25 protein-coding genes and 1 pseudogene are annotated in these 25,934 nt (G+C 71.0%); 14 read left to right on the top strand and 12 right to left on the bottom strand.

Features of this window, described 5'->3' with window-relative positions; genetic code table 11:
* Nucleotides 1-190 precede the first annotated feature (190 nt).
* A complete protein-coding gene (locus tag ACWCQ6_RS01325; RefSeq protein ID WP_451084740.1) occupies nt 191-1,315 on the bottom strand; it encodes a mechanosensitive ion channel family protein in 1,125 nt (374 codons plus the stop codon).
* Nucleotides 1,316-1,352: 37 nt separating this feature from the next.
* Here ACWCQ6_RS01325 and ACWCQ6_RS01320 point away from each other — a divergent pair, with 37 nt between their 5' ends.
* Entirely contained in the window at nt 1,353-1,931 is a 579-nt protein-coding gene (locus ACWCQ6_RS01320) for a dienelactone hydrolase family protein (protein ID WP_451084693.1), read from the top strand.
* 51 nt (nt 1,932-1,982) lie between these two features.
* Here the strand turns inward: ACWCQ6_RS01320 and ACWCQ6_RS01315 are convergent, their stop codons facing one another.
* The 6 genes and pseudogenes from ACWCQ6_RS01315 to ACWCQ6_RS01290 form a co-directional block, all read right to left on the bottom strand.
* Nucleotides 1,983-2,951, bottom strand: a complete 969-nt coding sequence (locus ACWCQ6_RS01315; protein WP_451084692.1) for a zinc metalloprotease — start codon at nt 2,949-2,951, stop codon at nt 1,983-1,985.
* A gap of 315 nt (nt 2,952-3,266) precedes the next feature.
* Nucleotides 3,267-3,473, bottom strand: coding sequence for a hypothetical protein (locus tag ACWCQ6_RS01310; protein ID WP_451084741.1), 207 nt, complete (start codon nt 3,471-3,473; stop codon nt 3,267-3,269).
* A gap of 4 nt (nt 3,474-3,477) precedes the next feature.
* A pseudogene (locus ACWCQ6_RS01305) lies at nt 3,478-3,908 on the bottom strand (PhoD-like phosphatase N-terminal domain-containing protein); the annotation flags it as partial.
* 99 nt (nt 3,909-4,007) lie between these two features.
* A complete protein-coding gene (locus ACWCQ6_RS01300; RefSeq protein WP_451084691.1) occupies nt 4,008-4,823 on the bottom strand; it encodes a thioredoxin domain-containing protein in 816 nt (271 codons plus the stop codon).
* 48 nt (nt 4,824-4,871) lie between these two features.
* Nucleotides 4,872-5,591, bottom strand: coding sequence for a hypothetical protein (locus tag ACWCQ6_RS01295; protein WP_451084690.1), 720 nt, complete (start codon nt 5,589-5,591; stop codon nt 4,872-4,874).
* Nucleotides 5,592-5,672: 81 nt separating this feature from the next.
* Nucleotides 5,673-6,998 carry a DUF2252 domain-containing protein gene (locus ACWCQ6_RS01290; RefSeq protein ID WP_451084689.1) on the bottom strand — a complete coding sequence of 442 codons (1,326 nt, stop codon included), beginning with the start codon at nt 6,996-6,998 and terminating at the stop codon, nt 5,673-5,675.
* Nucleotides 6,999-7,227: 229 nt separating this feature from the next.
* Here ACWCQ6_RS01290 and dnaE point away from each other — a divergent pair, with 229 nt between their 5' ends.
* Complete coding sequence (gene dnaE, locus ACWCQ6_RS01285; RefSeq protein WP_451084688.1) at nt 7,228-10,767, top strand: DNA polymerase III subunit alpha; 3,540 nt, start codon at nt 7,228-7,230, stop codon at nt 10,765-10,767.
* A gap of 97 nt (nt 10,768-10,864) precedes the next feature.
* Here dnaE and ACWCQ6_RS01280 read toward each other — a convergent pair whose 3' ends face one another.
* Nucleotides 10,865-11,044 carry a hypothetical protein gene (locus ACWCQ6_RS01280; RefSeq protein WP_451084687.1) on the bottom strand — a complete coding sequence of 60 codons (180 nt, stop codon included), beginning with the start codon at nt 11,042-11,044 and terminating at the stop codon, nt 10,865-10,867.
* A 226-nt stretch (nt 11,045-11,270) separates the two neighbouring features.
* On the opposite strand from ACWCQ6_RS01280, the gene ACWCQ6_RS01275 reads away from it, so the two are divergent.
* The 4 genes from ACWCQ6_RS01275 to ACWCQ6_RS01260 all read left to right on the top strand — a co-directional run bounded on the left by ACWCQ6_RS01275 (nt 11,271) and on the right by ACWCQ6_RS01260 (nt 15,396).
* A complete protein-coding gene (locus tag ACWCQ6_RS01275) occupies nt 11,271-12,545 on the top strand; it encodes an NYN domain-containing protein (protein ID WP_451084686.1) in 1,275 nt (424 codons plus the stop codon).
* A gap of 155 nt (nt 12,546-12,700) precedes the next feature.
* Nucleotides 12,701-13,675 (top strand): ABC transporter ATP-binding protein, encoded by a 975-nt coding sequence (locus ACWCQ6_RS01270; protein ID WP_451084739.1) that lies wholly within the window; start codon nt 12,701-12,703, stop codon nt 13,673-13,675.
* A gap of 67 nt (nt 13,676-13,742) precedes the next feature.
* Complete coding sequence (locus ACWCQ6_RS01265; RefSeq protein WP_451084685.1) at nt 13,743-14,594, top strand: ABC transporter permease; 852 nt, start codon at nt 13,743-13,745, stop codon at nt 14,592-14,594.
* Between the two features lie 34 nt (nt 14,595-14,628).
* A complete protein-coding gene (locus tag ACWCQ6_RS01260; RefSeq protein WP_451084684.1) occupies nt 14,629-15,396 on the top strand; it encodes an ABC transporter permease in 768 nt (255 codons plus the stop codon).
* Between the two features lie 282 nt (nt 15,397-15,678).
* Here the strand turns inward: ACWCQ6_RS01260 and ybaK are convergent, their stop codons facing one another.
* From ybaK to ACWCQ6_RS01240, 4 genes are all read right to left on the bottom strand, one after another.
* Nucleotides 15,679-16,185, bottom strand: coding sequence for a Cys-tRNA(Pro) deacylase (ybaK, locus tag ACWCQ6_RS01255; RefSeq protein ID WP_451084683.1), 507 nt, complete (start codon nt 16,183-16,185; stop codon nt 15,679-15,681).
* A gap of 30 nt (nt 16,186-16,215) precedes the next feature.
* A complete protein-coding gene (locus ACWCQ6_RS01250) occupies nt 16,216-16,959 on the bottom strand; it encodes an LON peptidase substrate-binding domain-containing protein (protein ID WP_451084682.1) in 744 nt (247 codons plus the stop codon).
* A 5-nt stretch (nt 16,960-16,964) separates the two neighbouring features.
* Nucleotides 16,965-18,002, bottom strand: a complete 1,038-nt coding sequence (locus ACWCQ6_RS01245) for a hypothetical protein (protein ID WP_451084681.1) — start codon at nt 18,000-18,002, stop codon at nt 16,965-16,967.
* Between the two features lie 269 nt (nt 18,003-18,271).
* Nucleotides 18,272-19,873, bottom strand: a complete 1,602-nt coding sequence (locus ACWCQ6_RS01240) for an oxidoreductase (protein WP_451084680.1) — start codon at nt 19,871-19,873, stop codon at nt 18,272-18,274.
* 138 nt (nt 19,874-20,011) lie between these two features.
* Between ACWCQ6_RS01240 and hisD the strand changes: the two genes are divergently transcribed.
* From hisD to hisF, 8 genes are all read left to right on the top strand, one after another.
* On the top strand, nt 20,012-21,334 hold the full coding sequence (gene hisD / locus ACWCQ6_RS01235; protein WP_451084679.1) for a histidinol dehydrogenase: 1,323 nt from the start codon (nt 20,012-20,014) through the stop codon (nt 21,332-21,334).
* The gene (locus ACWCQ6_RS01230; RefSeq protein ID WP_451084678.1) at nt 21,331-22,458 is read left to right on the top strand and encodes a histidinol-phosphate transaminase; all 1,128 of its coding nucleotides are present in this window, start codon (nt 21,331-21,333) and stop codon (nt 22,456-22,458) included. The genes hisD and ACWCQ6_RS01230 overlap by 4 nt, the downstream gene beginning before the upstream one ends.
* A 115-nt stretch (nt 22,459-22,573) precedes the next feature.
* Nucleotides 22,574-23,170 carry an imidazoleglycerol-phosphate dehydratase HisB gene (hisB, locus tag ACWCQ6_RS01225; protein ID WP_451084677.1) on the top strand — a complete coding sequence of 199 codons (597 nt, stop codon included), beginning with the start codon at nt 22,574-22,576 and terminating at the stop codon, nt 23,168-23,170.
* Nucleotides 23,167-23,334 carry a hypothetical protein gene (locus ACWCQ6_RS01220; RefSeq protein WP_451084676.1) on the top strand — a complete coding sequence of 56 codons (168 nt, stop codon included), beginning with the start codon at nt 23,167-23,169 and terminating at the stop codon, nt 23,332-23,334. The genes hisB and ACWCQ6_RS01220 overlap by 4 nt, the downstream gene beginning before the upstream one ends.
* 11 nt (nt 23,335-23,345) lie before the next feature.
* Nucleotides 23,346-23,987 carry an imidazole glycerol phosphate synthase subunit HisH gene (hisH, locus tag ACWCQ6_RS01215; RefSeq protein WP_259931117.1) on the top strand — a complete coding sequence of 214 codons (642 nt, stop codon included), beginning with the start codon at nt 23,346-23,348 and terminating at the stop codon, nt 23,985-23,987.
* Nucleotides 23,987-24,712: a bifunctional 1-(5-phosphoribosyl)-5-((5-phosphoribosylamino)methylideneamino)imidazole-4-carboxamide isomerase/phosphoribosylanthranilate isomerase PriA gene (gene priA / locus ACWCQ6_RS01210; RefSeq protein ID WP_072483180.1), complete on the top strand. Its 726-nt coding sequence runs from the start codon at nt 23,987-23,989 to the stop codon at nt 24,710-24,712. The genes hisH and priA overlap by 1 nt, the downstream gene beginning before the upstream one ends.
* Nucleotides 24,709-25,107 carry a RidA family protein gene (locus ACWCQ6_RS01205; RefSeq protein WP_451084675.1) on the top strand — a complete coding sequence of 133 codons (399 nt, stop codon included), beginning with the start codon at nt 24,709-24,711 and terminating at the stop codon, nt 25,105-25,107. The genes priA and ACWCQ6_RS01205 overlap by 4 nt, the downstream gene beginning before the upstream one ends.
* Nucleotides 25,104-25,859, top strand: coding sequence for an imidazole glycerol phosphate synthase subunit HisF (gene hisF / locus ACWCQ6_RS01200; RefSeq protein WP_451084674.1), 756 nt, complete (start codon nt 25,104-25,106; stop codon nt 25,857-25,859). Before ACWCQ6_RS01205 ends, hisF begins: the two co-directional genes overlap by 4 nt.
* The last annotated feature ends 75 nt before the right edge of the window (nt 25,860-25,934 follow it).

Below are 25,934 nucleotides of genomic sequence, written 5' to 3'. Positions count from 1 at the left end.
GCGGCACGTCGCGCGGGCCCTTCCGGGGGCGGCGCGAACCCTGTGGGGTGACCACCGCCGTGGAGCCGCCGTCGCCGGTTCGGCCGGGCTGCCGCGCAGGCCGGTCTCCGATCCGGAGGTCGTCGGCCGGGTGCTGCAGCAGCTGGACGTCCGCAGTCTGCGGTGAGGTGGTGGGCGGCCGCGCCGCCGGTCAGCCGCGTCCCGTGCGCGGGGACCTGTCCCGGTCCGACGGCTTCTCGTGCGCGGGGCCGGGCAGATGCGGCCGCTCGGTGTGCGGCGGCAGCGACGCGGGCGCCGTCGCGACCCTCGGCAGCGCGTACGGATGGTGGTCGCGCAGCCAGCCGACGAGCTGCTCCCGTACGGCGCAGCGCACCGTCCAGATGTCGCTCGGGTCCTTCGCGGTGACCACCGCGCGGACCAGGATCGTCGACGGTGTGGTGTCCGTGACGGCGAGGGACCAGTCGCGGCCGTCCCAGGCGGCGCACTCGCCCAGGATGTCCCGCAGCTGCTCGCGCATCTCGTCGACCGGGGCCGAGTGGTCGAGGTGGAAGAAGACCGAGCCGGTCATCTGCGCGCTGCCGCGCGACCAGTTCTCGAACGGCTTGCTGGTGAAGTACGAGACCGGCATCGTGATCCGCCGCTCGTCCCAGGTCCGCACCGCGAGGAAGGTCAGCGTGATCTCCTCGATCGTGCCCCACTCGCCGTCCACCACCACCGTGTCACCGATGCGCACCATGTCGCCGAACGCGATCTGCAGCCCCGCGAAGAGATTGCCGAGCGTCGACTGGGCGGCCACGCCCGCGACGATGCCGAGCACACCCGCCGAGGCCAGCATCGAGGTGCCGACGGTCCGCATCCCCGGAAACGTCAGGAGCATCGCGCTGACGGCGACCACCGCCACGATCGCGGTGACCACCCGCTGAATCAGCGTCACCTGGGTGCGGACCCGCCGCACCCGCGCCGGATCGGCCGTGTTCGCGGCGTACCGCGCGTAGAGGGAGTCGACGACGGCCGTCGCGATCCGCACCACCAGCCAGGCCGAGGCCCCGATCAGCGCCAGCGTCAGGACCTGGCCGATCCCCGCCCGGTGGTCCTGGATCACCGCGAGCCGGGTGTGGGTGTACGAGCCCCGCAGCAGCGCCGTGCAGAGCGTCAGCTGGAGCGGTATCCGGCAGCGCCGCAGCAGCCCCCACAGCGGGGTCTCGTGGTGCCGGCCGTCGGCCCGTCTGAGCAGCAGATCCACCAGCGCGCCGACCAGCAGCGTGATCACGACCGAGCCGCCGACGACGATCAGCGGGCGCAGTATGTTCTCCATCCCGTCGTTCTCCATGCCCCCGACCGTAGCTGGCACCATGGAGCCCATGAACATCATGCTCTTCCACTCGACGTACGGTCTGCGCCCCGCGGTGCACGCCGCTGCCGACCGGCTTCGCGCCGCCGGGCACGAGGTGCAGGTGCCCGACCTCTTCGAGGGGCGCACGTTCGACACCGTCGAGGAAGGCCTGGCCTTCAAGGAGGAGGTCGGCAAGGACGAGCTGCTCAAGCGGGCCGTGCTGGCCGCCGCCCCCTACTCCGACCGGGGCCTGGTCTACGCGGGCTTCTCGTTCGGCGCCGCCACCGCACAGACCCTGGCGCTCGGCGACGAGAAGGCTCGCGGCCTGCTGATGTTCCACGGCACCTCGGACATCGCCGAGAACGCCTCCGTGGACGAACTGCCGGTACAGCTGCATGTCGCCGACCCGGACCCGTTCGAGACGCACGACTGGCTGAACTCCTGGTATCTGCAGATGCGGCGGACCGGTGCCGATGTGGAGGTCTACCGCTACCCGGGCGCGGGCCATCTCTTCACGGACGCCGAACTGCCCGACTTCGACCGGGCCTCGGCCGAGCTGGCCTGGAAGGTCGCGCTCGGTTTCCTCGCCACGCTGTGACCGCGCGAAGGGCCCCGCGCAGCGCGGGGCCCTTCGTACGGACGGGGCGGATCAGCCCCGGTAGGCGGTCCAGCTGTCGCTCATCCGCTGCACCTGGCCCGCGGTGAACTGGGTCATGCACGAGTCGTAGGTGTAGTCCATGAAGTTGTGGATCGGGTCGACCCCGGTCTTGTTGGTGCAGGTGTCGCGCCCGGTCGGGCACGCGTACGCGGCACTCTTCTCGGCCGGGGTGTCGGCGACGTAGTCGCCGTTTCCGTTGCAGCCGCCCTGGAAGGTGTGGTACAGGCCCATCCAGTGGCCGACCTCGTGGGTGGCGGTGTCGCCCTCGTCGTAGTTGGTGGCGGAGCCGCCGGGCAGCGAGGCGTCGAGGATGACGACGCCGTCGTCCGAGGGGTTCGACTTGTACGAGCTGGGGAAGGTGGCCCAGCCCAGCAGACCGCCGCCGAGGTTGGCGGTGTAGATGTTGAGGGCGTTCGCGCCGCCCTTGCGCAGCGAGGACTTCATGGCCTTCTCGGCGGCGGAGCCCGGGGAGACGCCGTTGTACCAGGAGCTGTTGTCCGTGTAGTCCGTGCCGGCCAGCGTGTACCGGAAGCCGGAGTCGGTGTTGCCCGAGCCCTGTCCGCTGTAGGCGGCGTTCAGGACGTTCATCTGGCTGTTGATCGCGGACGAGCTGAGCTTGCCGGTCGTCCCTGAGTGCACGACGTGGAAGTAGACCGGGATCGTCGCGCCCGCGGCGAGCGAGGGGCCGCTGAGCCGGCGGTCCGCGAGTCTCTGCTTCAACTGCGCGTCCATGGCCTTGGCCTGGGCCGCGGTCAGCTCATTGGGGTCGTCGGTGTGGGCGGCGCCCGAGGGGCGGGCCTCCCGTGCCGTGGCGTTGGTGCCCGCGTCGTCGGCGCACTTCTGGGCGGACGGGGCGGAGACCTTGGAAGCGGCGGAAGCGGCGGAGCCTGAGGGAGCGGAGAGGGGTGCCAGGGCCAATGTTCCGGCCAGAACGGCGGTGCCGATCGCACGGTTACGCATACGTGGCGATATACGGGCAAGAGCGCGCACGGGGACTCCTCGCGGATGTGTGGGGGAGGCGTTTCCTCACCTGCCGCCGGGAGATTACGTGCGCATGTCACCCCTGGAGGAGGAATGATCAGGCCCAATCAAGCATTCGCCAAAGAGTGGAAAACGGGGCAAATCTTTCTTCGTGTTCCAGAGTTTGGGGTGGCGACGTAGCCGTAGGCGTCACCCCGGCGGGTGGTGTGTCCCCATTCGGGCCTTGGGGCACGCCACCCGCCGTAGCGATGTAATGCACCGTCAGCATATGCGGGGGTGGCCGAAAATGATCCCTCAGTGCACCGGGCTGTCCAACCGCTCGACCTTCTGCGTTCCGCTGAGCGTCCGGTACGAACGCGTCCAGGCGGAGGTCGCGTCCCGCTGGGTCCGGTCGGAGGCCGCGTTGTAGTCCATCTGTGAGCGCTCGGCGGTCACATCGAGGACGCCGTAGCCGTGCGAGTCCATGTCCACCCACTTCACATGGCGGTTGGCGGCCTTCACCGCGGCGGCCCGACGGCGAGACGGTCTGTGTGCCGTCGCCCGCCGTGAAGCGGAACCAGTACGCGGTGGCGGGGGCCGGGCCCCGCACATCGGCCTTGACGGTGTGGTCGGACGCGGCTTTCGTGACGGTCGTGCCCCGGGGCACGACCCGGGCGAATTCCTTGTCCTCGGCGACCTCTCGGCGCACCGTCGTATCGGCGCCGCGGCCCGAACCGGGCGCCGCGTCGGGGTCGGGGTGACGCGGGTCCGGAGCAGGGCGCCGTCGGGAAGGGGATCGCCGGAGGCGATGCCGTGCAGGAAGGCGGGTCCGTCCGCGGCGCGTGCGGTGGCGGCGGAGCCCAGCGCGGGAACGGCGACGGTGGTGGCGGCAGCGGCCTTGACGGCCGTGCGGCGGCTGGGGGAGGAGGGCGGCGAGAAGCGCGTTTGACTGGGCACGGACAAAAAATCCAACTTGGCGGACAAAGCGAACGGGCAGGCGAACGAGAGAAGTTCGCCTGCCCGTCGGGGAGCCGCCGCCGTGAGGCCGCCGGCCGGTCAGCCCTTCAGCGCGGCCGTGATCGCGGTGTTGAAGTCCTCCACCGTCATCGGAGCGTTCTCGCTCTTTCCGTCGGTGAGCGTCTTGCCGTCCATCTTCAGGGTCGGGGTGCCCTTCACGCCGCTGTCCTCGAACTTCGCCGACATCTTCATCGCCCAGTTGTCGAACGTGCCGTCCTCGACGTTCTTCTGGAAGGCGGCGTTGCCCTTGAGCGAGTCCACCGTGTCGGCGATCTCGATCAGGTAGGAGTCGTCCTTGAACTTGTCGTCCGTCTCCTGCGGGTGGTACTTCGCGGAGTAGAGCGCGGCCTTGTAGTCGAGGAAGGCGTCCTGGCTGACATCGAGCGCGGCGCCGAGCGCGCTCAGCGTGTTCTTCGAGCCCTCGCCGCCGGCCATGTCGTCGAGGAACGTGGCACCGATGTACTGGACCTTGTACTTGCCGGCGTCGGCGTCCTTGCGGATCGTCTCGCCGAGGGACTGCTCCAACGTCGCGCAGATCGGGCAGCGCGAGTCCTCGTACACCTCCAGGGTCTTCTTGGCGCTCGGCTTGCCGATGACGACCGTGGTGCCGTCCTTGCCCGAGGTGTTCTTGGGCGCGGTCACGCTCTTCGCGTCCTTGGCCGCCTCCCACTGGGACGGCTTGTTCAGCTGCATGATGCCCCAGGTGCCGAGGCCCACGACCGCCAGGACGCCGACGATCGAGACGCCGACGACGATCTGCCGGCGGGCCTTGTCCTTCTTGGCCTGGCGCTCGCGCTCGGCGCGCAGCCGCTCGCGGGCCGCTGCCTTGTTGGCCTGGCTGTTGCGCTTGCTCATGTCCGTATCTCCATGGTGTGAGGGGTGTGTCGTCGGGAAACCACGTGCTCAGGCGAAGGCATGGGCCGAGTGCGGCGGTCCCCTCCGTCCCACGGAGTGCACGAGCAGACGGGCGTGTACGAGAAGGTGCGGGCCGTGTCCGGCGGGCCGCACCCGGTGGCGAACCGGACGACGGGCCGTGCCGACGACGGCGACCGCGATCAGCAGCGGCCGGAACGCCAGGGCGGCGGCCGCCTCCAGCAGACGGGCCAGCGCCGACTCGCCCCGCCGGAGCCAGGCCGCGGCGAGCAGCCCGACCGTCACGTGGGCGGCGAGCAGCAGCCACGGCACCGCGGGGCCGGGCGAGGTCAGCAGCGCGGCCGTGGTGTGTCCGGCATCGGTCACCGAGGCGAGCGGGGTGACATCGGCACCCGCCCGCGCCGCCCCGGTGCCGATCGCGCCGCCGCACAGCACATCGACGCCGACCGAGCGCAGCGGCCCCGCGATCGGGCCGCCGGCCGCGCCGTAACAGACGTGCTGACCGGTGGTGAAGAAGGTGTCGGCGGCCAGCTCCAGCGGGACCAGCAGTCCGGCGATCGCCCCGAAGCCGCGCTCCCGGCCGGCCAGCGCGTACGCCACGGCGAAGACCGCGCCGGCCAGCAGGGCGACGGCGGTCAGCGGCAGCGGGGCCCGGGAGAGCAGCACATGGGACGCGACGGAGAGCGTCACGACGAGCGCTGTGAAAAGCGCCGCGCGAACGACTCTGAGCTGCGTCCCGGATATGTCCATCGCCGAGGAGTGTCGCATGCCAACCTGTAAGTGATCCCCAAAGGGACGGACATCGGGGAGCCGCAGCCCCGGAACGGGGGGCTACAGCCCCGGAATACGGCCGTTGCGGAAGAGATCCACGAAGATCTGGTGGTCGGCACGGGCCCGGGCGCCGTAGCTGTGGGCGAAGTCCACCAGCAGAGCGGGGAAGCCCTCCTCGTCGGCCGCGATCGCCGCGTCGATCGCCCGCTCAGTGGAGAACGGCACCAGCGAGTGGCCGCTCTCGTCGTCCGCCGCGGAGTGCATCGTCGCCGTCGCCCGGCCGAGATCGGCGACGACCGCCGCGATCTCCTCCGGCTCGTCGATGTCGGACCAGTCCAGATCGACCGCGTACGGCGACACCTCGGCGACCAGCTGGCCCGCCCCGTCCAGCTCGGTCCAGCCGAGCCACGGGTCGGCGTGCGCCTGCAGGGCGCGCTGGGAGATCACGGTGCGGTGGCCCTCGTGCTGGAAGTACCCGCGCACGGCAGCGTCGGTGATGTGCCGGGAGACGGCGGGGGTCTGCGCCTGCTTGAGGTAGATCACCACATCGTTCTCCAGGGCGTCGCTGTTGCCCTCCAGAAGGATGTTGTACGAGGGCAGCCCGGCCGAACCGATGCCGATGCCGCGACGGCCGACGACGTCCTTCACCCGGTACGAGTCGGGGCGGGCCAGGCTCGACTCCGGCAGCGTCTCCAGATAGCCGTCGAAGGAGGCCAGCACCTTGTAGCGCGTCGCCGCGTCCAGATCGATCGAGCCGCCGCCCGGGGCGAAGCGGCGCTCGAAGTCCCGGATCTCCGTCATCGAGTCCAGCAGCGAGAACCGGGTCAGCGACCGGGCGTCGCGCAGCGCGCCCAGCAGCGGGCCCCGTGCCGTGTCCAGCGTGAAGGGCGGCACCTCCGCGTTCTTCGCGCCCGTCGCCAGCGCGTGGATCCGCTCACGGTAGGCCGCCGCGTAGACCTGGACCAGCTCGGTGATCTGGTCGTCGCTCAGCGCCTTCGCGTACCCGATCAGGGCGACGGAGGCGGCGAACCGCTTCAGGTCCCAGGTGAACGGGCCGACGTATGCCTCGTCGAAGTCGTTCACGTTGAAGATCAGACGGCCGTTGGCGTCCATGTACGTGCCGAAATTCTCCGCGTGCAGATCGCCGTGGATCCACACCCGGCCGGTCCGCTCGTCCAGGTACGGGCCGCCGTGCCGCTCCCGTTCCAGGTCGTTGTAGAACAGGCACGCCGTGCCTCGGTAGAAGGCGAAGGCCGAGCCCGCCATCTTGCGGAACTTGACCCGGAAGGCAGCCGGATCGGCGGCCAGCAGCTCCCCGAAAGCGGTGTCGAAGACCTCAAGAATCTGCTCCCCGCGCTGAGCCGCGCCGGTCTGCGCTTCCGACATCTCTGGGTGCCTCCTGGTACCTGGCGTGCATGACGAAGTACATGACAAATGGGACGAGTTTCCTCGCCCCTCCAACGCGCGACCGTATCCCGGAGTGCCCGTCGGTCGTGAGCTCGGAGACGTAGACTTCCACGCTGACCCCCCGGTCAGTCATCGCCCGCCCGTCGCCCGACCGCCGTCTCTCATCGAGGCGCTCCGCGCCGCGCCTGCACATCGGAGGCCCACCGCCGTGACCAAGCCGCCCTTCACGCACCTTCACGTCCACACCCAGTACTCGCTGCTGGACGGTGCCGCGCGGCTCAAGGACATGTTCGAGGCGTGCAACGAGATGGGCATGACGCACATCGCGATGACCGACCACGGCAACCTGCACGGCGCCTACGACTTCTTCCACTCGGCCAAGAAGGCGGGTGTGACGCCGGTCATCGGCATCGAGGCGTACGTCGCCCCCGAGTCGCGCAAGCACAAGCGGAAGATCCAGTGGGGCCAGCCGCACCAGAAGCGCGACGACGTGTCGGGTTCGGGCGGTTACACCCACAAGACGATCTGGGCGGCGAACAACACCGGGCTGCACAACCTCTTCCGGCTCTCTTCCGACGCGTACGCCGAGGGCTGGCTCCAGAAGTGGCCGCGCATGGACAAGGAGACCATCGCCCAGTGGTCCGAAGGCCTGATCGCGTCCACCGGCTGCCCCTCGGGCGAGGTGCAGACCCGGCTGCGGCTCGGCCAGTTCGACGAGGCCGTCCAGGCCGCCTCCGACTACAAGGACATCTTCGGCGAGGGCAAGTACTTCCTGGAGCTGATGGACCACGGCATCGACATCGAGCGCCGGGTCCGCGACGGGCTCCTCGAAATCGGCAAGAAGCTGAACATTCCGCCGCTGGTGACCAACGACTCGCACTACACGTACGCGCACGAGGCCGGCGCGCACGACGCCCTGCTCTGCATCCAGACCGGCAAGAACCTCTCCGATCCGGACCGCTTCCGCTTCGACGGCGCCGGCTACTACCTCAAGACGACCGAGGAGATGTACGCCGTCGACTCCTCCGACGCCTGGCAGGAGGGCTGCGCCAACACCCTGCTGGTCGCGGAGCAGATCGACACCACCGGCATGTTCGAGAAGCGCGACCTGATGCCGAAGTTCGACATCCCGGACGGCTACACGGAGATCACCTGGTTCCAGGAAGAGGTCCGCGCCGGCATGAACCGGCGTTTCCCGGGCGGCGTCCCCGAGGACCGGCAGAAGCAGGTCGAGTACGAGATGGACATCATCATCCAGATGGGGTTCCCGGGGTACTTCCTGGTCGTCGCCGACTTCATCATGTGGGCGAAGAACAACGGCATCGCGGTCGGCCCCGGCCGAGGCTCCGCCGCCGGTTCGATCGTGGCGTACGCGATGGGCATCACCGACCTCGACCCGATCGAGCACGGACTGATCTTCGAGCGGTTCCTCAACCCCGAGCGCGTCTCCATGCCCGATGTCGACATCGACTTCGACGAGCGCAGGCGCGTCGAAGTGATCAGGTACGTGACGGAGAAGTACGGCGCCGACAAGGTCGCCATGATCGGCACGTACGGAAAGATCAAGGCGAAGAACGCCATCAAGGACTCCGCCCGGGTCCTCGGCTACCCGTACGCGATGGGCGACCGGCTCACCAAGGCCATGCCCGCCGACGTCCTCGGCAAGGGCATCGACCTCAACGGCATCACCGACCCCAAGCACCCGCGCTACAGCGAGGCGGGCGAGATCCGGGGGATGTACGAGAACGAGCCGGACGTCAAGAAGGTCATCGACACCGCCAAGGGCGTCGAGGGCCTGGTCCGGCAGATGGGCGTGCACGCCGCAGGCGTCATCATGTCCAGCGAGCCGATCGTCGACCACGCCCCGATCTGGGTGCGGCACACCGACGGCGTCACCATCACGCAGTGGGACTACCCGCAGTGCGAGTCGCTCGGCCTGCTGAAGATGGACTTCCTGGGCCTGCGAAACCTCACCATCATGGACGACGCCGTGAAGATGGTGGAGTCCAACAAGGGCATCAAGCTGGACCTGCTCGGTCTCCCGCTGGACGACCCCAAGACGTACGAGATGCTCTGCCGCGGTGACACGCTCGGCGTGTTCCAGTTCGACGGCGGCCCGATGCGCTCCCTGCTGCGCCAGATGCAGCCCGACAACTTCGAGGACATTTCCGCCGTCTCGGCCCTGTACCGGCCGGGCCCGATGGGCATGAACTCGCACACGAACTACGCCGAGCGCAAGAACGGCCGCCAGGAGATCACCCCGATCCACCCGGAGCTGGAGGAGCCCCTCAAGGATGTCCTCGGCCTCACCTACGGCCTGATCGTGTACCAGGAGCAGGTGCAGAAGGCCGCCCAGATCGTCGCCGGCTACTCGCTCGGCGAGGCCGACATCCTGCGCCGGGTGATGGGCAAGAAGAAGCCCGAGGAGCTGGCGAAGAACTTCGTCCTCTTCGAGGCGGGGGCCAAGGAGAAGGGCTTCTCCGATGCCGCGATCAAGGCCCTGTGGGACGTGCTGGTCCCGTTCGCCGGATACGCGTTCAACAAGGCGCACTCCTCCGCGTACGGCCTGGTCACCTACTGGACCGCCTACCTCAAGGCGAACTACCCCGCCGAGTACATGGCGGCGCTGCTGACCTCGGTCAAGGACGACAAGGACAAGTCGGCCGTCTACCTCAACGAATGCCGCCGCATGGGCATCAAGGTGCTGCCGCCCAATGTGAACGAGTCCCTGTCGAACTTCGCCGCCCAGGGCGACGACGTGATCCTCTTCGGCCTCACCGCCGTGCGCAACGTCGGCCAGAACGTCGTCGACTCGATCATCCGGTGCCGCAGGGCCAAGGGGAAGTACAGCTCCTTCCCCGACTTCCTGGACAAGGTCGAGGCGGTCGTCTGCAACAAGCGCACCGTCGAATCGCTGATCAAGGCCGGCGCCTTCGACGAGATGGGCCACACCCGCAAGGGCCTGGTGGCCCACCACGAACCGATGATCGACAACGTGGTGCAGGTCAAGCGCAAGGAGGCCGAGGGACAGTTCGACCTCTTCGGCGGCATGGGCGAGGAGGAGAGCGACGAGCCGGGCTTCGGGCTCGACGTGGAGTTCTCCGACATCGAGTGGGAGAAGTCCTATCTGCTCGCCCAGGAGCGCGAGATGCTCGGGCTCTACGTCTCCGACCACCCGCTCTTCGGCCTGGAACACGTACTGTCCGACAAGGCCGACTCCTCGATCTCCCAGCTGACCGGCGGCGAGCACGCCGACGGCGCCATCGTCACGGTCGGCGGCATCATCTCGGGCCTCCAGCGAAAGATGACCAAGCAGGGCAACGCCTGGGCCATCGCCACCGTCGAGGACCTGGCCGGTTCGATCGAGTGCATGTTCTTCCCGGCCACCTACCAGCTGGTCTCCACCCAGCTCGTCGAGGACACCGTCGTCTTCGTCAAGGGACGCCTCGACAAGCGCGAGGACGTGCCCCGGCTGGTCGCCATGGAGATGCAGGTCCCCGACATCTCGTCGGCCGGCACCAACGCCCCCGTGATCCTCACCATCCCCACCGTCAAGATCACGCCGCCGATGGTCAGCCGCCTCGGCGAGGTCCTCAGCAGCCACCGGGGCGACACCGAGGTACGGATCAAGCTCCAGGGCCCCCGCAAGACCACAGTGCTCCGGCTCGACCGGCACCGGGTCAAGCCCGACCCGGCACTCTTCGGTGACCTGAAGGTGCTGCTCGGCCCGTCCTGCCTGGCCGGCTGAGCCGGTTCCCGCGCAGACGTACGAGAGGGGCGCCCCGCGAAAGCGGGAGCGCCCCTCTCGGTCATCGGGCCGCAGTCCGGACCGAAGACGGCTCCGGTCAGTTGTGGCCGAAGCGCCGCTGGTGCTTACGAGCAACATCGGCAGGGCTGCCCTGGGCCTGCGACTGCGGCTCTATCTGCGATTCGTACGCGGTCGCCTTGGCCTGTTCCGTGCCGCGCTCCGGACCCGTCGCACGGTTCTGCTGGCTGCCCTGCTTGCGGTTCTTGTTCTTGGCCATGGTGTGTTCCTCCTGTGGGGAATCTCGGGGCCAGGACCGCGTTCAGATTCACATAGTGGGGTAAACCATGCATGTTGGATCATTACCGTGCGTAGTGACGGGGCGGGATGCGCCGTTTTCCCGATCCGCCACGCCGATGATCGAGTTCCGGACGTCAACCCCTGCGCGGTCGGGCAGACTCGAAGGAAACCCATGGCAAAGACCGCACCCGAACTTCCGGAAGAGGGTGGACCGCGTGGACCGTTGCGTCGTTCTGGTGGACGCCGGGTACTTGCTGGGCGCAGCCGCGAGTCTGCTGGCCGGGGAGCCCGCCCGTTCCCGTATCTCGGTCGACCACGCGGCCCTCATCCGGGGGCTGCGCGAGCGCGCCGAGGCCGATACGCAGCAGCCTCTGCTGCGGATCTACTGGTTCGACGGCGCCCCCGACCGCGTGCCCCAGCCCGAGCACCGCAGACTGCGCGTGATGCCCCGGGTGACCGTCCGGCTCGGCGCCCTCACCCGCAGCGACGGACGCTGGGCGCAGAAGGGCGTCGACGCCGCGATGCACGCCGAGCTCACCGAGCTCGCCAGGAACCGGGCGTGCTCCGACGTGGTGCTGGTGACCGGCGACGGCGATCTGCTGCCCGGCCTGATGTCCGCCAAGGAGCACGGTGTCGCCGTCCACCTGTGGGCCGTCCAGGCCGCCGACGGCGACTACAACCAGTCCGAGGACCTGGTGGCCGAGGCCGACGAACGAAGGGTGCTCGACCGGGCCTGGATCACCCAGGCGGTACGGCCCAAGGAGACCGGCGTCTGCGCCCCGCCGCCTGCGCCCGGCCCGGAGATCGCCGCGATCCTCTCCGCGCCGCTGCCCGAGGCCGCCCTCGCCGCCTCCGCCGAGCGGGCCTCCGACGCCCGGGCGGCGGACGCCGACGGCGCGGCCCCGACGCCCGAGCAGAGCGCCGCCACCGACCGCCCCGTGCACGTCTCCAAGGGCGTACCCACCCCCAAGGACCTGGCGGGCAGCCTGCGCGGTCCCGGCGCCCAGCCCGACCGGAACCTCCCGCCCGCGCCCGCCGGTGCGACCCTGCGCTGGTCCTCCGACAAGAGCTGGGCGGATCGCGGCGGACCGCTGGGCGAGCCCGCCGAGACCGCATCACTGCCGACGCTGGCCCAGCTCACCAGCGCCGAGCAGCGCTGGGCGGACCGCGAGGAGGACATCACCACCGTCGGCGGCGACCCCTTCGAGGTGGGCCAGGTCTTCGCCCGTCGCTGGATGGAGCGGCTTCCGGAGACCGCCCATCTGCAGAAGCTGTCGACCATGTATCCGCGCATCCCGCACCGCATCGACGGCGAACTGCTGCGCTACGCGGCCCGGTTCGGCCTGCTCGCCCACAAGGACGACCAGATCGACGAGCACGACCGCTACGCGATCCGGGCGGGATTCTGGCGGGAGATCGATGTACGCGCCGCGGCCGAACACACCCCCGCGGCGGAGCGGACGACCCCGTCCGCCGGCTGACCGCCGGGCGCCGCCGCGGGTTGGGCGCCCCGGGCGCCGATCGCCCCGGCGGCGCCCGGCCGGTGGTGCCCCGGGCGCAATACGGGGCATCCGACCCCGTACTCTCATACCTCGTGAGTACGGGCACAGCACAGGCGCAGCCGGCAACCGAAACCGTGTGCGCGGTGCGTGATCTGGTCAGGACCTATCCCGCCGCCGGCGGCCGCCGCGGTGCACCCGCCACACCCGAGGTGCGCGCCACCGACGGGATCTGCCTGGACGTGCACAGAGGCGAGATCTTCGGACTCCTCGGCCCCAACGGCGCCGGCAAGTCCACCCTCGTACGGCAGCTCACCGGGCTGATGCGCCCCGACTCCGGCAGCGTCACCGTGCTGGGCCACGATCTCGTACGCCACCCGGAGCGGGCCTCCCGGCTGATCGGCTACCTCGGGCAGGAGTCCACCGCCCTCGACGAGCTGACCGTGTCCCTCGCCGCCGAGACCACCGGGCGGCTGCGCGGCCTCACGGCGGCGAACGCCCGCGCCGAGCGCGACGCCGTGCTCGACGAACTCGGCCTCACCGAGATCGCAGGGCGCCCGCTGAAGAAGCTCTCCGGGGGGCAGCGGCGGCTCGCCTGCTTCGCGGCCGCGCTGGTCGGTGAGCGGCCGCTGCTGGTGCTGGACGAGCCGACGACCGGCATGGACCCCGTCGCGCGGCGCGCCGTCTGGGCCGCCGTGGACCGGCGCCGGGCCGAGCGCGGCACGACGGTGCTGCTCGTCACCCACAACGTCATCGAGGCCGAGACGGTCCTCGACCGGGTCGCCGTGATCGAACGCGGCAGGGTCATCGCCTGCGACACGCCGGCCGGGCTCAAGGAACGCGTCGCGCGCGAGGTCCGGGTCGAGCTGGTGTGGCGCGAACGGGCGCCCCTGGACGTACCCGAGGTGGCCGCGCTGCGCGCCTCGGCCCAGGAGTCCGGGCGGCGCTGGGTGCTGCGGCTCGGCCCCGACGAGGCGCGGGCGGCGGTCGCCGCGGTGACCGGCGGCGCGGCCTTCGCCGCACTCGACGACTTCACGCTGGCGACGCCCAGCCTGGAGGACGTCTATCTCGCGCTCGGCGGGAACGCGATCAAGGGACTGGTGAAGTCATGACCGGGGCGAGCGGGACGACCGGGCGCGGGCGCGCGGCCGGGCAGGGAGCGAACAGGAGCAGCGCCAGGTGACGAGCATCGTTCCCGAGCACGCGGTGACCGGACCCGTCCGGGCCGCGGAGGACGGCCGGGCAGGTCCCTTCGGCGACGGCCTTGCCGACGAGGGGGCGCCGCTCGCGCCGCGGGCCCGGCTCTTCCCCGCGCTCGCGGCCGTCTACCGCGCCCAGCTGTCCAGGGCCAGGGTCGCCCGGATCCCGCTGCTCTTCGTCGCGACGTTCCAGTCCGTCGGGATCATGGTGCTGATGCGCGGGGTCGTCGACGGCGGCTCCGAGGCGCGGGCCGTCGTCGCCGGCTCCAGCGTTCTCGTCGTGGCCTTCGTGGCCCTCAATCTCCTTGCCCAGTACTTCGGGCAACTACGGGCCGGCGGCGGGCTCGACCACTACGCCACCCTGCCGGTGCCGCCCGCCGCGGTGGTGCTCGGCGCGGCCGGGGCGTACGCCTCCTTCACCGTGCCCGGCACGATCGTCACGGCCGTGGCCGGCAGTGTGCTGTTCGGGCTGCCGCTGACGCACCTGTGGGTGCTCGTCGCCGTCATCCCGCTCTCCGGGGCGGCGCTCTCCGGGCTCGGCGCGGCGCTGGGGCTGCTCGCGCCCCGGCAGGAGCTGGCCACGCTCCTCGGCCAGCTGGGCATGTCGGCGGCGCTGCTGCTCGGCGTGCTCCCGGCCGACCGGCTGCCCGCGCCGGTGGGCTGGGCGCGCGATCTGCTGCCCTCGACCTACGGTGTCGAGGCGCTCTCGCGGTCCTTCGACGCCCGCCCGGACTGGGCGGTCGTCGCCCTGGACCTCGCCGTCTGTGCCGTCGTCGGCGTCCTCTCACTGGCCGTGGCGACCTGGGCGTACCGCAGGGCAGCGGTCCGGTGAGGCGCGGCACGGGGACGCCTGGCACGATGGCACGGTGACCGCACCTCTGACACCGCCGCACCAGCCCTCGTCCAACGATCCCTGGCAGACCCCGCCGAACTGGGGCGGTCCGGGTGGATCCGGTGGACCCGGGGGTTCGCACGGCGCCGGTGGGCACTACCCGGGAGCCCCGCTGGAGTCGGGTCAGGAGAAGGACCTCCGGTCGGATCTGCGGCGGGCCGCGGTCGTCACCGCTCTCGTGACCCTCTCGGGCGTCGCGCTCGGGCTCTGCTGGCTGTGGCTGGCGCCGAGGGTCCCGCTGATCTCCGACAGCACCGCCGTCTTCCTGAGCGACAGCGAGGGCGAGGAGGCGATCGGCGCCGACGGTACGTTCGTGCTGCTGGCCCTGGTCTTCGGGGCGGTCTCCGCGGCGCTGGTCTTCTGGTTCCAGCGGCGCGGCGGGATCGCCCTGGTGGTGGGGCTCGCGCTGGGCGGGCTGCTCGGTTCGCTGCTGGCCTGGCGGCTGGGCGTGTGGCTCGGGCCGACCCAGGACGTGGTCGCGCACGCGCGGGCGGTAGGCAAGGGGGTGGTCTTCGACGCGCCGCTCCAGCTGCGGGCGAAGGGCGCGTTGCTGGCGTGGCCGCTGGGGGCGATGGCGGTGCATCTCGGGCTGACCGCGCTGTTCGGGCCGAGGGACCCGGAGCCTGAGTGGGGGGTGTTCCCCGGTGCGCCGGGTGCTCCGGGTGCTCCGGGTGCTCCGGGTGCTCCCGAGGCCCCTGGTGCGCCTGGGTCCGGGGCGTCGGTGCCGCCGGCGCAGTCGTAGGGCGTGTTCCGAAAGTCCCGCCTGGCCGGGAACGCCCGGCACTTCCCCAAGTTCTCGGCTTCACTCGAGCAGGGGAGACCCCCTCGCTCGCCGCGTTGCCGGTCGTCGGCGCAGCCCTCTCCTCCCCCCGCCTCGCGATCACACGCACCGGACGCCCTCGACCCCGCCCTCCGGGCGGACGACGTCACTTTCGGAACACGCCCTGGTCGCGCGGGTGCGGGTGGGGGTGGCCGTTGTGCGGGGCTCGCCCCTTCCCGGATCGGTCTCGGTCGCCGGGCGGGCTCAGCTGTCCCGGCCGATCTCCGCGAACACCGCGCCCGTCAGTGACGCCAGGTCCGCGGGGGCGAGTTCGACCTCCAGGCCGCGGCGGCCCGCCGAGACGCAGATCGTTCTGTGGGACCGTGCCGACGCGTCCAGCACCGTACGCAGCCGCTTCCGCTGGCCCAGGGGGGAGATGCCGCCCCGCACGTAGCCGGTGGTGCGTTCGGCGGCCGCCGGGTCGGCCATGGTGGCCCGCTTGCCGCCCACCGCGGAGGCCAGGGCCTTGAGGTCCAGGGTGCCGGCCACCGGGACGACCGCCACGGTCAGGGTGCCGTCGACATCCGCGACCAGGGTCTTGAAGACCCGGTCGGGGGAGACGCCCAGCGCCTGGGCCGCCTCCTCGCCGTAGGAGGCGGATGCCGGATCGTGGTCGTAGGAGTGGACGGTGAACGCCGTTTTGGACGCGGTCAGTGCGACCGTTGCCGGGGTGCCGCCGGACTGTTGCTGCTTCTTCGGCTTCTTCGCCACGGGGGAACGGTCCTCGATCGGTCGGCCGGGTCAGTTGGGGTGGGTCGGGGCGCGGGTCAGGTCCGACGCGGGCAGCGACGGCAGATGGCGGATGACGGCGGTCTCGGAGCGCAGCAGCGTCAGTTCCTCGCGCAGCCGGGTCGCGGTGTCGGGCGCCTGGAGCAGCCGTTGCTTGGTCGGTACGTCGAGCACGGCCGCCGCCGCGACCAGGTAGGAGACGACGGCGGGGTCGTCGGGCAGGTCCGTGCCGGTCGTGAGGGTGCGTTCGCTCGCCCCGGCCAGTCGCTTCTGGTAGGTGCGGAAGGCCCGCAGTACGCCTTCGGCGAGCGCCCCGGCCTCCTCGCCGGGTCCCTCGTCCAGCTCTTCGAGCTCGGCCGTCAGGAAGGGGCCGCTCGCGTCGACGGAGAGCAGCCTGACCCGGGTGGTGCCGGTCGCCAGGACCTCGAAGCTGCCGTCCGGCCGTTCCCGGATCTTCGCCGCGTCGGCGATGCAGCCGACCCGGTGGAAGGTCTGGACCGGGTCGGGGCCGAAGCCGTCGGCGGGGCCGCGCTCGGCGGGGACGTTCCCCGCGTCCGGCATTCCGGCACCCGTCCGGGCGGTCTCGCGGCCGTCGCGGATCGCGACCACGGCGAAGCGGCGGGGTTCGTCCTCGTCGGTCTTCAGGAGCTCGCGCATCATGGCGCGATATCGCTCCTCGAAGACGTTCAGCGGCAGCACGAGGCCGGGGAACAGCACCGCGTTCAGCGGGAACAGAGGCAGGCGGGCGGTGGTCACAACGGTCAAGCGTAATGGCCGCCGGGCCCGCTCCGGTCGGCCCGTCCCGGGATAGGTGTCGCACAGGCCGCCCGCAGCCGCGTCTCGTCCCGCGTCTCCAGGAACCGGCCGAGCGGATCCTCGGAGACCGACGACCACGGGAACGACGTCGCGTGGGGCCCGATCTGCCGGAACTGTTCCAGCGCCTCGTCCCAGCGGCCCCGGGTGACCAGCACGAACGCCAGCAGGTTGCGGACCTCGGCGGGCCAGGGGTCGCCCGGCGCGAAGGTGGCGGACAGCGCGATGGCCAGATCCGCCGCGGCGTCGATCCGTTCCTCCTGCACCGAGGTGGTCCGGGCGCCGGGCCCCTCGATCAGCAGGGCGAAAGCGGCCCGCAGCGGCAGCGCCTGCACCAGCGAGCCGGGCAGCGAGTCCTCGGCCGCCCGCTCGGCGAAGTCGAAGCACTCGCGGTGCGAGCCGTACCAGGCCGCGGAGAGGTACCGCAGCGCCGCGACATGGCAGCCGTAGTGGTGCGGGGAACGCCGTATGGCCTGCTCCCACAGCGCCTCGAACATGGTGTGCGTGGCGTTGGTGCCGCGCGCGTGGTCGAGCGCGAGGCGCCAGGGCACCGGGTCGCGCGGATCGCTCTCGGCCGCCGCCGTGATCAGCGGTCCCACCTCGCGCAGTCGCTCGGACCGGGCGGGCGACTCCCAGGCCCGCCGGACCGCCAGCTGGGCCTTGACGAGCAGCGCGTCCGGGTCGTGCGGGGCGGCGGCGAGCCAGTCGGTCAGCCAGCCGTCGCGGCTGCGGGCGAAGGCGACGAGCCGGCCGAGGTAGCGGTCGCGGTTCTCCCACTCGGCGCCGTCCCGGGTGGTGGCGAGGAGTTTCGCGGCCGGTCCGTACTCCCCGAGGGCGGCGGCGACGAGGGCAGGGGAGAGCCGCTCGTCGGGGGCGTCGAGCAGCACCTCGTCGTCCACCGGCAGTCCGGCAGAGCCCCGTGCGGGGCGCCGGAACGTGCACGCGACACGGAACAGGGCACGAAGGTTCGGCATGGTGCAGACCATTGAAAAGCGCTGGTCGGGACGGCGCCAGAGGCTCTCTGTGAAGTTTTGGTGCCGAGTGAATGGGTTGTATCGGACCGAGTCAAGAAGGGGTAAAGGAAAATGTGGAATCTGGCTTGTTCCTGTTGTTCCGGCTGATGACCTCCGGCAGTACGGGCGCGGCTCGGGTGATCGTTCGACCACGGCCTGCGGGCGCCGCGCGGACCGTTCGGCAGCGGAGGCCATGAGCGGTCCGACGGCCGGCGCCCGGTCGGCCGTGGCCGGATTTCGCGTCAGCCCCTGCGCAGCAGCCGTGAGGCGCCCGCCGCCACGGTCGTCGCGAGTATCCAGCCCAGCAGAACGAGCATCGCCGCCGCCCACTGCCAGCCGCCCTCCATCCGCCAGTAGCCGTCCTGGCCCAGATTGATCACGGGGATCAGCAGGTCCAGCGCGTACAGCGCCGGGTTCCACTGCGGATGTTCGTCCTGTTTGATCGCCGCCGGGACGTGCTGGGAGAAGGCCACCGCCCCCGCCGCCCACAGCAGGGCCATCCACACGGCGGCCCGCCCCGGCCGGTAGCCGTATGCCACCGTCCAGTCCTGGAGGAAGCCCCAGAGCTTCGCGGCGAGCGGCAGCGTCTCGCGTCGCCGCCGCTGCTTGGCCAGCAGCACCTCCCGGGCGTCCGCGTCCTCCCCGCAGTTGCGCAGCACCGTCGCGAGCCGCTCGTACGGCTCCGGGACGTACTCAGGGGTCGCCGCCGCCACCCACTCCAGGCGCCGGGAGAGCGGGAAGTGCCCGTACGGGACGAGGTTCTCGTACACGAAACCGCCCATCGCCAGCCCGCCGGGCCCCGGCCAGCTGGTCGACACGTCGATCAGCGTGACGACCTTCGCGCCGTTCAGCACGACCCGGCCCTCCTCCGGCCGTTCCACGTTGAACCGCAGCTCCGGGGTGACGATCCGGCGCAGCGACAGCTCCTCGTGCCGGCCCAGCACGAACCGTGCCTTGTGCAGGTCGACCGCGTCGCCGAACCGTCCGTCGTCCAGGCGCACCCCGCCCCGGCACTCGAACCCCTGCGCACGCGTGCCGTTCGCCGGGGTCGACGCCATGACGATGCCGAACGGGGGAGTGGTGCCCTGGATCCCGGTGTCGACGCTCACCCACGCCTCGCTCATGTACAGCGTCCGCTCCACGGTCAGCTGCGGGGCGTTCAGCGCGCGCCGCCCCTCCCTGCCCCGCAGCCGGCTGCCGCGCAGGCTCAGCGAACCGCCGACCTTCGCCCCGCGCAGACTCAGCTCGCCGCGCGCCTCGATCAGTTCCGCCTGAAGGTCCTGGGCGACCGCCAGCCCGTCGCCGGCCAGCGCCCGCCCGCCCCGGTCCGGGCCGATCTCGATCTGGTTGATCAGCAGATCGGTGCCGATCTGGGCGTCGGTGAGCCGGATCCCGCGCGGAATGCGGCAGCGCGGCAGATGCAGATCGCCCTCGGTGCGCAGCCGGGCCGCCTCCAGCCTCGGCATCGAGCAGCCGACGATCCGCAACGTCGTGAAATGGCACTCCGGCAGTACCACCTCGCTCTCGAAGCGGCAGCCGGTCATCTCGACGTACGGCGCGACGCGCCCGCCCGCGAGATCGAGCGTCCCGGTGATCCGCACGCCCCGGAGCTTCAGCGCCGCGACCCGGCCGGGCCGCGGCGGCGGACCCGAGAGCAGCAGGCGGGCGACGACTCGCCCGTCCACACTGCGCTCCGGTCCCCAGACACGCGGTGCGAACGGATCGTCCCGCGCCGGGTCGCGGGCGCGCAGATCGTAGGTGCTTCCGTTCCGGAAGGCCTGCCACATGCCCAGCTCGGCCGCGCTCAGACCATCCGGAAAATCGCCGTCTTGCGGTTCGGTCACGGGTGCCCCTTCCGCTCGGAGCTGTTCTTCCCCGTGGGTGACGACGTGAACGCTATTGGTCAGCAATGACGTCCAGGAGATGTATCAGCCAGTGATACGGGCGACCGGACGCCGCAGGCGGTCTGCGAGAATTGCGGTGTGATCTCTCGAATCGATCTGCGCGGCGACGCCCTCCCCGAGGGTGGAGCCCTGCGCGACCTGCTGCCCCGTGCCGAGTTCGACGTGGAAGCCGCCCTGGAGACGGTGCGGCCCATCTGCGAGGACGTACGCCATCGTGGCTCGGCGGCAGTGATCGAGTGGGGGGAGAAATTCGACGGCGTGCGGATCGACTCGATCCGGGTCCCGGCCTCGGCGATCGCCGAGGCCGTCGAGCGGCTCGACCCGGCCGTGCGCGCCGCCCTGGAGGAGTCGATCCGCCGGGCCCGTCTCGTCCACAGCGAGCAGCGCCGCACCACGCACACCACCCAGGTCGTTCCCGGCGGCACCGTCACAGAGAAGTGGGTGCCGGTCGAGCGCGTCGGCCTGTACGTCCCGGGCGGGCGCTCCGTCTACCCGTCGTCCGTGGTCATGAACGTCGTACCGGCCCAGGAGGCGGGCGTCGAGGGCATCGCCGTCGCCTCCCCGCCGCAGAAGGACTTCGGCGGCCTGCCGCACCCCACCATCCTCGCCGCCTGCGCCCTGCTGGGCGTCGACGAGGTGTACGCGGCAGGCGGCGCCCAGGCCGTCGCGATGTTCGCGTACGGAACGGCCGAATGCCTTCCGGTGAACCTCGTCACCGGCCCCGGCAACATCTTCGTCGCCGCCGCCAAGCGCCTCCTCAGGGGCCGTGTCGGCATCGACGCGGAGGCCGGCCCCACCGAGATCGCGATCCTCGCCGACTCCACCGCCGACCCGGTGCACGTCGCCGCCGACCTGATCAGCCAGGCCGAGCACGACCCGATGGCCGCCGCGGTCCTCGTCACCGACTCCGCGGAGCTGGCCGAGGCCACCGAGGCCGAGCTGAAGCCGCAGATCGCCGCGACCAAGCACGTCACCGACCGGATCGAGCCCGCCCTGGCCGGCCGTCAGTCCGCGATCGTCCTGGTCGACGACCTGGAGGACGGCCTCAAGGTCGTCGACGCGTACGCCGCCGAGCACCTGGAGATCCAGACCGCCGACGCCGCCGCCGTCGCCGACCGGGTCCGCAACGCCGGTGCGATCTTCGTCGGCCCCTGGGCCCCGGTCTCGCTCGGCGACTACTGCGCCGGCTCCAACCACGTCCTGCCCACGGGCGGCTGCGCCTGCCACTCCTCGGGCCTGTCCGTGCAGTCCTTCCTGCGCGGCATCCACATCGTCGACTACACGCGCGACGCGCTCGCCGAGGTCACCCACCACGTCGTGACCCTCGCCGAGGCGGAGGACCTCCCCGCCCACGGCGCCGCGCTCAAGGCCAGGTTCGGCTGGAAGGTCCCGCAGCAGTGACGCACAGCAACACCCCTCGCACCCGTATCGACGATCTCCCGATCCGCGACGAGCTGCGCGGCAAGTCCCCCTACGGGGCGCCGCAGCTCGACGTGCCCGTGCGGCTGAACACCAACGAGAACCCCTATCCGCTGCCCGAGGCGCTCGTCGACCGGATCGCCGAGCGGGTCCGCGAGGCCGCCCGCGACCTCAACCGCTACCCCGACCGGGACGCCGTCGAGCTCCGTACCGAACTGGCCCGCTACCTCACCCGCACCGCCGGGCACGAGGTCGCCCTCGCCAACGTCTGGGCGGCCAACGGCTCCAACGAGGTGCTCCAGCAGCTCCTCCAGACCTTCGGCGGCCCGGGCCGCACCGCTATGGGCTTCGAGCCCTCGTACTCCATGCACGCCCTCATCGCCCGCGGCACCGGCACCGCCTGGATCTCCGGACCACGCAACGAGGACTTCACCATCGACGTCGAGGCCGCCCGCGAGGCCGTCGCCGAGCACCGGCCCGACATCGTCTTCATCACCTCCCCCAACAACCCCACCGGCACCGCCGTCGACGCGGAGACCGTGCTCGCGCTCTACGAAGCCGCCCAGGCGGCCAAGCCGTCGATGGTCGTCGTCGACGAGGCGTACGGCGAGTTCAGCCACCACGCCTCGCTGCTCCCACTGATCGAGGGCCGGCCGAACATGGTGCTCTCGCGCACCATGTCGAAGGCGTTCGGCGCCGCCGGACTGCGCCTGGGCTACCTCGCCGCCGACCCGGCCGTGGTGGACGCGGTCCAGCTGGTGCGACTGCCGTACCACCTGTCCTCCGTCACCCAGGCCACAGCGCTCGCCGCCCTGGAGCACACCGATACGCTGCTCGGATACGTCGCGCAGCTCAAGAACGAGCGCGACCGGATCGTCACCGGGCTGCGCGCTCTCGGTTACGACGTCACCGACTCGGATGCCAACTTCGTCCAGTTCGGCCGCTTCGCCGACAGCCACACCGCCTGGCAGCGGATCCTCGACCGGGGCGTCCTGGTCCGGGACAACGGCGTACCGGGATGGCTGCGGGTCTCCGCGGGCACCCCGGCAGAGAACGACGCGTTCCTCGATGCGGTACGCGAACTGAAGAAGGAGCACGACGCATGAGCCCCCGCGCAGGCCGCGTACCGCATGGTCCGGGGGACGACCCCCGGACCCCCGGCCGACGCGGGGCCTACCGCGATCCGGCCCGGCGAGTCGAGCACAACCAAGGAGCAAGCGCATGAGCCCCCGCACAGGCCGCGTGGAACGCACCACCAAGGAAACCTCGGTACTGGTCGAGATAAACCTCGACGGCACCGGCAAGGTCGATGTGTCGACCGGGGTCGGCTTCTACGACCACATGCTCGACCAGCTCGGCCGGCACGGGCTCTTCGACCTCACGGTCAAGACCGACGGCGATCTGCACATCGACTCGCACCACACCATCGAGGACACCGCACTCGCCCTCGGTGCCGCGTTCAGGCAGGCCCTCGGCGACAAGGTCGGGATCTACCGCTTCGGCAACTGCACCGTCCCGCTGGACGAGTCGCTCGCCCAGGTCACCGTCGACCTGTCCGGCCGGCCCTACCTGGTGCACACCGAGCCGGAGAACATGGCGCCCATGATCGGCGCGTACGACACGACGATGACCCGGCACATCCTGGAGTCCTTCGTCGCACAGGCACAGATCGCGCTGCACGTCCACGTGCCGTACGGGCGCAACGCCCACCACATCGTGGAGTGCCAGTTCAAGGCGCTCGCCCGCGCCCTGCGCTACGCCAGTGAGCACGACCCGCGCGCCGCCGGGATCATTCCCTCCACGAAGGGTGCGCTGTGACCGGCCTCAACACCATCCTGATCGTCCTCGGCCTCTTCCTGGCCGGGGGCGTCTACTCCTTCGCGAAGCAGGGCATGCCCAAGGGCGTCATAGTCCTGCTCTCGATCTCCTCCGTGATGTGCCTGGTGGCAGGCGTTCTGCGGATCCAGGGACTCTGGGACTGAGGAAACGAGCTGTGAGCGACAACAAGAAGGTCGTCGTCTTCGACTACGGCTTCGGCAACGTCCGCTCCGCCGAGCGGGCCCTTGCCCACGTCGGCGCGGACGTCGAGATCACCCGCGACTACGAGAAGGCGATGAACGCCGACGGGCTGCTGGTGCCCGGCGTCGGTGCGTTCTCCGCCTGCATGGACGGGCTGAAGAAGGCCCGCGGCGAATGGATCATCGGCCGCAGGCTCTCCGGAGGCCGCCCCGTCATGGGCATCTGCGTCGGTATGCAGATCCTCTTCGAGCGCGGCATCGAGCACGGCGTGGAGACGGAGGGCCTGGACGAATGGCCCGGCACCGTCGCCCCGCTGAAGGCCCCGGTCGTCCCGCACATGGGCTGGAACACCGTGCGGGCCCCCGAGGACTCCCAGCTCTTCGCCGGTCTCGACCCCGAGGCCCGGTTCTACTTCGTGCACTCCTACGCGGTGCACGACTGGAGCCTGGAAGTCACCAACCCCAAGATCCGCGCCCCCCGGGTCACCTGGGCCACCCATGGCGAGCCGTTCGTCGCCGCCGTGGAGAACGGTGCCCTGTGGGCCACTCAGTTCCACCCCGAGAAGTCCGGCGATGCCGGCGCCCAGCTGCTGACCAACTGGATCGAGACACTCTGATGCCGAAGCTTGAACTGCTCCCCGCCGTCGACGTCCGCGACGGCCAGGCCGTCCGCCTCGTCCATGGCGAGTCCGGCTCCGAGACCTCCTACGGTTCCCCGCTGGAGGCCGCCCTCGCCTGGCAGCGCGCCGGGGCCGAATGGCTGCACCTCGTCGACCTGGACGCCGCCTTCGGCACCGGGGACAACCGGGCGCTGATCGCCGAGGTGGCCGGCGCCATGGACATCAAGGTCGAGCTCTCCGGCGGCATCCGCGACGACGCCTCGCTGGCCGCCGCCCTCGCCACCGGCTGCCGCCGGGTCAACCTCGGCACCGCCGCCCTGGAGACCCCTCAGTGGGTCGCCAAGGTCATCGCCGAGCACGGCGACCGGATCGCCGTCGGCCTCGACGTCCGCGGCACCACGCTGCGCGGCCGCGGCTGGACCCGCGACGGCGGCGACCTCTACGAGACGCTCGCCCGCCTCGACTCCGAGGGCTGCGCCCGCTACGTCGTCACCGACATCGCCAAGGACGGCACGCTCCAGGGCCCCAACCTGGAGCTCCTGAAAAACGTCTGCGCCGCCACCGACAAGCCCGTCGTCGCCTCCGGCGGCGTCTCCTCCCTGGACGACCTGCGCGCCATCGCCTCGCTCGTCCCGGACGGCGTCGAGGGCGCGATCGTCGGCAAGGCGCTGTACGCGAAGGCGTTCACCCTCGAAGAAGCGCTGCAGGTGGTCTCCGGATGAGCGACTCCGTCAACCGTGTCTCCTCCGGCGCCCCGTGGGAGGAGAAGTTCGGCTACTCCCGCGCGGTGGAGCTGCCGAACGGCCTCGTCCTGGTCGCCGGCTGCACCTCGGTGGAGAACGGCCAGATCTCCGCGGGCGGCCCGTACGAGCAGACCGTCACCTCCTTCAAGGTCGCCTTCGACGCGCTGAAGCAGTTCGGCCTGGGCCGCGAGGACGTCGTCCGTACCAGGCTGTACCTCACGCACGCCCGGGACGTGGACGAGGTCGGCCGCGCCCACAAGGAGATCTTCGACGACGTGCGCCCCGCCGCCTCGATGATCATCGTGTCCGGTTTCGCGGACCCGAGCCTGGTCGTCGAGGTCGAGGTCGAGGCCTACCGGGCAGGTGCGCGATGAGCCTCGCGGTACGCGTCATTCCCTGCCTGGACGTCGACAACGGCCGGGTCGTCAAGGGCGTGAACTTCCAGAACCTGCGCGACGCCGGCGACCCCGTCGAGATGGCGAAGCTGTACGACGCCGAGGGCGCCGACGAGCTGACCTTCCTGGACATCACAGCCTCCAGCGGCGACCGGGAGACCACCTACGACGTGGTGCGCCGCACCGCCGAGCAGGTCTTCATCCCGCTCACGGTCGGCGGCGGCGTCCGCACCGCCGACGACGTCGACAAACTGCTGCGGGCCGGCGCGGACAAGGTCGGCGTCAACACTGCCGCCATCGCCCGCCCCGACCTCATCCGGGAGATCGCCGAGCGCTTCGGCCGTCAGGTCCTGGTGCTCTCCGTGGACGCCCGGCGCACCCCCGCGGGCACCTTCGAGGTCACCACGCACGGCGGCCGCAGGGGCACCGGCATCGACGCCGTCGAATGGGCGCACCGCGCCGCCGAGCTGGGCGCGGGCGAGATCCTGCTCAACTCGATGGACGCGGACGGCACCAAGGACGGCTACGACACCGAGATGATCACGGCGGTACGGAAGCACGTGACCGTCCCCGTCATCGCCTCCGGCGGCGCCGGCCGGCTCGCGGACTTCGCACCCGCCATCGCGGCGGGCGCCGACGCGGTGCTCGCCGCCTCCGTCTTCCACTTCGGCGATCTGCGGATCTCCGAGGTCAAGGACGCGCTCAGGGAGGCCGGACACCCGGTCCGCTGACCCGCGGCAGCACCCACCGAGCCCGTCGCCGGGCGGAGCCGCTCCATCGGCCCCGCCCGGCGACGGGCTTTCCGC

The organism is Streptomyces sp. NPDC001880, from assembly GCF_053594575.1.
This window is presented reverse-complemented; position numbering and strand designations above follow the sequence as displayed.